The 6,803-nt window shown below is 50.6% G+C and carries 8 protein-coding genes; all 8 read left to right on the forward strand.

The features are described 5' to 3' along the window. Window positions 1-92: 92 nt before the first annotated feature. Window positions 93-836, forward strand: coding sequence for a tRNA threonylcarbamoyladenosine dehydratase (locus GX135_00260; GenBank protein ID NLN84521.1), 744 nt, complete (start codon window positions 93-95; stop codon window positions 834-836). A 326-nt stretch (window positions 837-1,162) separates the two neighbouring features. Next, window positions 1,163-1,633 carry a ribosome maturation factor RimP gene (locus tag GX135_00265; protein ID NLN84522.1) on the forward strand — a complete coding sequence of 157 codons (471 nt, stop codon included), beginning with the start codon at window positions 1,163-1,165 and terminating at the stop codon, window positions 1,631-1,633. Further along, window positions 1,630-2,865 (forward strand): transcription termination factor NusA, encoded by a 1,236-nt coding sequence (nusA, locus tag GX135_00270; GenBank protein NLN84523.1) that lies wholly within the window; start codon window positions 1,630-1,632, stop codon window positions 2,863-2,865. The genes GX135_00265 and nusA overlap by 4 nt, the downstream gene beginning before the upstream one ends. Beyond that, window positions 2,865-3,137 carry a DUF448 domain-containing protein gene (locus GX135_00275; protein ID NLN84524.1) on the forward strand — a complete coding sequence of 91 codons (273 nt, stop codon included), beginning with the start codon at window positions 2,865-2,867 and terminating at the stop codon, window positions 3,135-3,137. Before nusA ends, GX135_00275 begins: the two co-directional genes overlap by 1 nt. After that, entirely contained in the window at window positions 3,134-3,487 is a 354-nt protein-coding gene (locus GX135_00280) for a 50S ribosomal protein L7Ae-like protein (GenBank protein NLN84525.1), read from the forward strand. The genes GX135_00275 and GX135_00280 overlap by 4 nt, the downstream gene beginning before the upstream one ends. Continuing rightward, window positions 3,477-6,092, forward strand: coding sequence for a translation initiation factor IF-2 (gene infB, locus GX135_00285; GenBank protein ID NLN84526.1), 2,616 nt, complete (start codon window positions 3,477-3,479; stop codon window positions 6,090-6,092). Before GX135_00280 ends, infB begins: the two co-directional genes overlap by 11 nt. Next, the gene (gene rbfA, locus GX135_00290) at window positions 6,089-6,580 is read left to right on the forward strand and encodes a 30S ribosome-binding factor RbfA (GenBank protein NLN84527.1); all 492 of its coding nucleotides are present in this window, start codon (window positions 6,089-6,091) and stop codon (window positions 6,578-6,580) included. Before infB ends, rbfA begins: the two co-directional genes overlap by 4 nt. Window positions 6,581-6,666: 86 nt before the next feature. Continuing rightward, window positions 6,667-6,803, forward strand: a 137-nt coding sequence (locus tag GX135_00295; protein ID NLN84528.1) for a DHH family phosphoesterase, incomplete at its 3' end; no start/stop codon positions are given.

The raw sequence follows: 6,803 nt of genomic DNA on the forward strand, positions 1-6,803 counted from the left end.
GGTGGAGCGGACTTTGGAATTAGGCGGGATTTCCGAAAGCGAGTTTGGCAGGGTTCAAAATGAATCTTTCCAGGCTTTAACCGGAGTTTGCCTTGACTGAAGCGGCTTTTTCCCGCACGGAGCTTTTGCTGGGAGCGCCAGCTTTGAAGCGTGTGCGCGAAGCCAGGGTTTGCGTGATTGGCTTGGGCGGCGTGGGTTCCTACGCGGTTGAAGCATTGGTGAGAGCCGGGATTCAGCACTTCACTTTGATTGATTTTGACAAGGTGGGGGAGAGCAATCTGAATCGGCAGATAATCGCGCTGCAGGATACGATTGGACTGCCAAAGGTGGAGGTTACGCGCGACAGGATTCTGGCGGTAAACCCCAGTGCCAAAGTGCTTTGCCATCAGGTTTTTTTGGACGAGACGAACCGTCCCAACCTGTTGGTGGAAAACGATTTTTATATAGATGCCATCGACAGCCTGGGACCCAAGATTGGGCTTTTGGAACATGCCGCGCAGCAGGGTTTGAACATCGTGACGGTCATGGGCGCGGGAAATCGCCTGGATCCGGGTTCGGTCAAGCTTTCTCCGCTGCGCAAAACACATAACTGCCCGCTGGCGCGTCGGGTTCGTAAAAGCTTGGGCAAGAGAGGAATAGATGCCTCTTTTCCCTGCGTTTGGTCCAGCGAAAAACCCTTTTTGCCCGAAAATGATTTTGACCCGCCGGATGATGAACCAGATCAGCAACGCGGCAGAAAACGCAGAACTGTCGGCTCCATCAGCTATCTGCCTGCCATCATGGGCATGCATGCAGCGGCTTGGGTGATACAATCCATCTTGGAGCCGGAGGAATAGTTTTATCGTCCATTTACACAATAATTAACAATTCGGAGGGATAAAATTGCCAAACGGGGTCTGCCTGCCCATCCCAAGCTAAATTTCCGCTTGACAGCAGATGCCCTGCTCAGAAAATGTGCTCTAAAGTTAGAAGCGGTGCAAAGGCCGCTTTTCCAGCGATTGGATTGCCTTTGCTAAGAACAAATAGCTACGGGAGTTAGCTATTTTTTTTGGCACAAAAAGAGTGTGTGCCTCTGCCGCCGGATTTTGGTTTGGAACCATGGGTTTCAGCCCGTGCCGGCGGTTTGAATTGTGAAACATTTAAAGATATGAAGGAATGTACGATGGAGTTTTTCCGTGCCCAGATCGAAAAGATTGCCCGCAGGATTAGTCAGGAACAAAACCTGGCGCTTTATGATATTGAAGAAAAAATGACGGGCAAAGGACGCATCATCACTGTTTACCTCACCAAAATTGGCGGTGTGGGGGTGGATGATTGCGCCTTGTTCAGCCGCGCCCTTGGGGCTGAGCTTGAGGAATTCGACCTGATCCCAGACCGTTATTTCCTGGAAGTTTCCTCCCCGGGGCTGGAGCGTCCTTTGAAGCTCAAAAGCCACTGGGTGAGTGCGATAAATGAAAAAGTTGCGGTGCAATGGACTGATGGCGAGCAAAAGCGTTCCGCCATGGGCACATTGACCGAAGTGAACCCAGATACAGTGATTTTGGACGACCGGGGCACAAGGGTGGAAATCGGGTTGAAATCCATTTCCAAAGCCAAAACTGTTTTCCTGGAGAAAACGAAGGGGGAAGAATGAACGCAAACATTTTGGATGCCGTGGGCAAACTTGCCGCCATCAAACAGCTTGACAAAGAAACGATTCAAGAGATGATTATTGAAGCAATTCACTCCACCTTGAGCAAAAGGCTGGAGCCGGAAAGCGACCTTCAGGTTTATGTGGAGGAGAAAACCGGGACCATCAAAGCCTATTTCCTCTGCCGCGTGGTGGAAACTGAGACCCAATTGGGAGAAATGTCCCTGGCTGAGGCGAGAGAGCTTTATGGGCGGGAAGTGCAATTGGAAGAATTCTGGCCCCGCAACATGGCCATGAATGAATTTGAGCCCAAATTGATTAAAACCGCGCAAAAGGCGATTCACGATAAAATTCGCACGTTGGAAGAAGAAAAAATCCAAAACGACTTTAACAAACAAAAAAATACGATTGTGAGCGGAAAGATTAAAACCATCGACGACCTGGGTGGATATCGCATCGATATCAGCTATACGGAAGCGCTGCTGCCGGCTGAAGAGCAGGTGGAAACCGAAGCCTACCGCGTCGGAGACAATATCCGTGCCTATGTCACAAACATCCGCTCCCATCAATCCAGCATCACCATCATCCTTTCCCGCACAAATCCGGAATTTGTGAAGAAACTGTTTGAGACCGAAATCCCGGAAGTGTATGATGGCAGCATCAAGATTTTGAAAATTGTGCGCGAACCGGGTATCCGCACAAAGCTGGAAATCATGACCGAGGATCCGAAGCTGGACCCGGTTGCCGCCTGCATTGGCCCCAAGGGTCAACGCATCGAAAGCATCCGCAAAGAATTGCGCGGAGAGCAGATAGATATCGTTGTCCACGATGAGGATCCCGGCAAAATGATTGAACGCGCCCTGGGTCTGGAAAGCACCCTGAAAGTGATTATTGAACGCAACCGCGCCGCCAACGTGATTGTTGACGCGCAGGACAAGGTTGTCGCCATCGGCAAGGGTGGCAAAAACGTGAAGCTGGCAGCGAAATTGACCGGGATGAAGATTGATATTTTCACACCTGAGGAATTCGAGGAAAAACTGGCCAAGGAACGCCGCACAGTTAGCCACGTGACCGATCTGGACGGGGTTTCACCCAAGATTGCCGAAGTTTTGCGCAGCGCTGGCTACACATCGGTGCAGGATATCTTTGCCGCCTCGATTGAAGAGCTGTGCAACCTGGAGGGTGTGGGCGAAAAAACTGCTGAAAAGCTGAAGGAAGCAGCGAAATATTTCTGATGCCAAACCGACATAGCAAAGCCGGACACCGACCACAGCGAACCTGCGTGGTTTGCAGATCACAAAAAGATCTGCGGGAGCTGCTTGCCTTTTTTTTGCTGTCCGAAGGCCTGGTTTTCGATCCCCAGCGCCGGGTGCAGCGGCGGCGGCAATATGTGTGTCCTCAGGAAAACTGTCTGCGTGGTTTGGACAAGTGGCGGCGTTCACAGATGAAACGAAAATTTGGCTTGCGCAACATAACTGCCATTTTCCCACGGGAGGAGGCTCAATGACACGCGAGCTGGCTGAAAAGAAGATTGTGAACCTGATGCAATTCGCCCGCAAAGCCGGGAAAATCGTGGCTGGAGCGGATGCCTGCATTCGGGAGCTAAATTCCCGCGGGCTTCGCCTGGTTGTGATCGCAAATGACAGCGCGGAACGCTCTGTTCGCAGGATCGAATATGAAATCAAGGAACAGGCGCCGCGAACCCCGCTTATGCGTCTGGGAAACCAGGAAACATTGAGTACTGCTTTGGGAGTGCATCAAACCGGTATCTTCGGGGTTAAAGACAAGCAATTCGCCGCCCGGATGTTGGAATATCAATCCAGCATCGCCAATGTGGAGGAACAAAGTGCAAATTAGAGTACATGAACTTGCCAAAGAGCTGAAAATCAGCACGATGGCGCTCAGGAAACACCTGACCGATATGAACGTGATCGTGAAAAGCCACATGAGCTTGGTTGATCCCGAGGTGGCGGATATGATCCGGACAAAATATAACGAACAGATGGCCGCGGAGAAAAAGGCGGAGAAAGACAGACGGCGCCTTCATGAGATGCGCCAAGCTGCCAAAGCTGGAAAAACCGCAGCGGAACCCGAGCCGAAGAAGAAGGTTGCCAAGGCTGAGTCTGAGGCTCCCAAAGAGAAAAAAGCCGCCAAACCTGCCCGTGAAAAGAAAAAGGCTGCGAAAACTGAACCTGTAGAAGAACCGGTTTTGGAAGAAGCGGTTGAAGAAGTGGTGGAAGTTGAAGCGCCTGAGCCAGAACAGCCGGAAAAATATATTCCTCCCGAAAAGGAAGCTCCCACGCACAGGATTATCGTTCCCTTCACACAGGCAACACCGGTTCAACCTCGTGGAAAAAGGGTCACCAAACCCAAACCAGCAGATGAAACTCAGGAAAGAAAGCCCGCCCGAGGCAGAAGGAAACCGGATGCCCCGCGCGTCACAGTGCAACAGGCACCACCTCCGGAAATTCCGGTGCAAACTCCGGATGCCAAAAAATTTGGCAAAGCCAAACCCAAACATGATGATTTGGGCGAAAAGAGCAAACATAAAAAGGCTGTCGCCAGCACCACCAGAAGATCCAGGCGCAAAGAAGAGCCCCTGCATGAAGCGGATGAGGCCGAAATTTCCCGCAACATCAAGAAGGTGATGCAAAAAACTTCGAAACGTAAGAAATATCACCGTGAAGCCCAGCATGTGAGAGAAGAAAGCGATGGGCCAGCCATCATCAGCGAATATACCTCTGTGAACGAATTGGCAAAAATCCTGAACGTGACAGCGGCGGAGATTATTTCCAAATTCTTTGCCATGGGTCAGCTTGTAACCATCAACCAAAGGCTGGATCGGGATTCGCTGGAAATGATCTGTGATGAATTCAATGTTGATTTCAGTTTTGAAGAAGAGTATGGCGCGGAGATATTGGATCGTGAACTGGAGCAGTATGACGAGGTTGAAGAAGAACCCAGACCTCCGGTGGTGACCATTATGGGCCACGTGGACCATGGAAAAACCTCCATTCTGGATTATATCCGGAGCACAAACCTGGTTGCCGGAGAATCCGGAGGCATCACTCAACACATCGGTGCCTACCAGATTGAGATAAATAATAACAAAATCACATTTTTGGATACCCCGGGACATGAAGCTTTCACCGCCATGCGCTCACGTGGCGCAAATATCACGGATATCGCTGTGATCGTGGTTGCCGCCAGTGAAGGTGTGAAGCCGCAGACGAAGGAAGCGATTGACCATGCCAAAGCGGCGGGGGTGAACCTGATTGTTGCCATCAACAAGGTTGACCTGCCGGATGCCAATGTTGACCGCGTGATTGCGCAGCTTTTGGATTATGGCGTTTTGTTGGAACAATATGGTGGCGACGTGCCTTGGTGTCGCACATCGGTTGTTACCGGCGAAGGAATCTTGAATTTGATTGAACTGATTCTTCTGACCGCGGAGATGATGGAACTGAAAGCACGTCGTGAAGTGCCCGGTATGGCGGTTGTGATCGAGGCCAGCAAAGACACCCGCATGGGTTCGGCGGCCACGATTTTGATGCAGGAAGGAAAACTCAGCAAGGGTGATATATACGTTTGCGGCGCCACCCATGGCAGGGTGCGCCGGATAGAAAATGAACGCGGACAAGAGGTTGAATCGCTCTATCCCGCGGACGTGGGCAGAATCTACGGGCTTTCCGACACGCCCAAAGCCGGTGACAATTTGAACCAGGTTGACAGCGAAAAAACCGCGCGTTCCATCAGCACGGAACGTAACCAGATACGCTTGGAACGCGAGAAATATCAGAATAAATCATCGCTGCAAAATATCTTTGCCCGCATCCAGGAAGAGCAGGTGAGCGAACTGAACATCATTATCAAGACCGATACGGATGGTTCGGCTGAAGCTTTGGCAGACTCGCTGCAGAAGATTTCCAACGAAGAAGTGCAGGTGAATATCATCCACAAAAACGTTGGCGGCATCAGCGAAGCGGACGTGAACCTGGCTTCCGCTGCCAACGCGGTGATAATTGGTTTCCACGTTCGCGCGAGCCAGCAGGCACGCAAATTGGCAGAAGATGAAGGCGTGGAAATCAAGCTTTACCAGATTATCTACGATGCCATCGAGGACGTGCGCCAAAGCCTGATTGGAATGCTGGAACCGGAATTTGAAGAACAAATAATCGGCGCCGCCACCGTGCGTCAGGTTTTCAAAATCAAAAAAGTGGGGACTGTGGCTGGTTGCCAGGTTGATAAAGGCTCCATCAAGCGCGGCTGCAAAGTGCGCCTGTATCGAAACGACGTTTTAGTTGCCGAAGATGATCTTTCCACCTTGAAACACTATGCCGACGATGTGAACGAAGTCCGCGCTGGCACGGAATGCGGCCTTTCCCTGGAGAACTATTCTGATATCAAGGAAGGTGACGTTTTGGAATGCTTTGTCCTGGAAGAAGTTGCTAAAAAACTATGAGCAAATCGCATCGCATCCCACGTTTGCAGGAAGCGCTGAAACAGCTGTTCAACCTCGCTCTTCAGCAGAAATTGCGTGACCCGGCGTTGGAATGGGTGAACATCACCGAAGTGTTGATTTCCAAAGACCTTCGCCATGCAAAGCTATATTTTTCACACTATAACAACCCCGCTTCCCATGATGCCATCAGGGAACAATTGACTAAAAGTTCTGGATTTTTCAAAAAACAAATCGCAGGAGCACAAATTATGAGGACCATTCCCGAACTGACCTTTTTCTACGACGAAACTGAAGACCGTGCCGAGAAGGTGGAAACCTTGCTGGCCAGCATAAAACAGAATTATGACGACGATGACGGCGCCTACGATCCGGATATCAACTTGGATGACTATCTGGATGATGACGAAGTTTTCGAAGTTGATGAAGACGAAGAAATCTATAAAGAATTTCTGGAAGAGGAAGAAGAAGAGGAGGAAGCGGGAAAATAGAGCCGCTTCAGCGCCTAAGCCTTGACGGGGCAATAGCTCCCAGAGAGGTTTTTAACCCCAAAATCATCATGAACGACACACGACAGTTGAAAAAAGTATTGTTGGAAAGCTTGGAACCAGGCATCAGCGTTGGCATCATGTCCCACGTTGAGCCTGACGGAGACGGATTTTGTGCCAGTGTCGCCTTGCAGCGGTTTTTGCTGGAACGGGGCATGCAGAGCGA

The sequence above is a fragment of the Candidatus Cloacimonadota bacterium genome, from assembly GCA_012522635.1.
GTDB lineage: Bacteria > Cloacimonadota > Cloacimonadia > Cloacimonadales > Cloacimonadaceae > Syntrophosphaera.

What these genes read in the sequence shown, in the direction of transcription:
- rbfA (NLN84527.1), top strand. Translation starts at nt 6,089, where the DNA reads ATGAGCAAATCGCATCGCATCCCACGTTTGCAGGAAGCGCTGAAACAG.
- GX135_00265 (NLN84522.1), top strand. Translation starts at nt 1,163, where the DNA reads ATGGAGTTTTTCCGTGCCCAGATCGAAAAGATTGCCCGCAGGATTAGT.
- nusA (NLN84523.1), top strand. Translation starts at nt 1,630, where the DNA reads ATGAACGCAAACATTTTGGATGCCGTGGGCAAACTTGCCGCCATCAAA.
- GX135_00275 (NLN84524.1), top strand. Translation starts at nt 2,865, where the DNA reads ATGCCAAACCGACATAGCAAAGCCGGACACCGACCACAGCGAACCTGC.
- GX135_00280 (NLN84525.1), top strand. Translation starts at nt 3,134, where the DNA reads ATGACACGCGAGCTGGCTGAAAAGAAGATTGTGAACCTGATGCAATTC.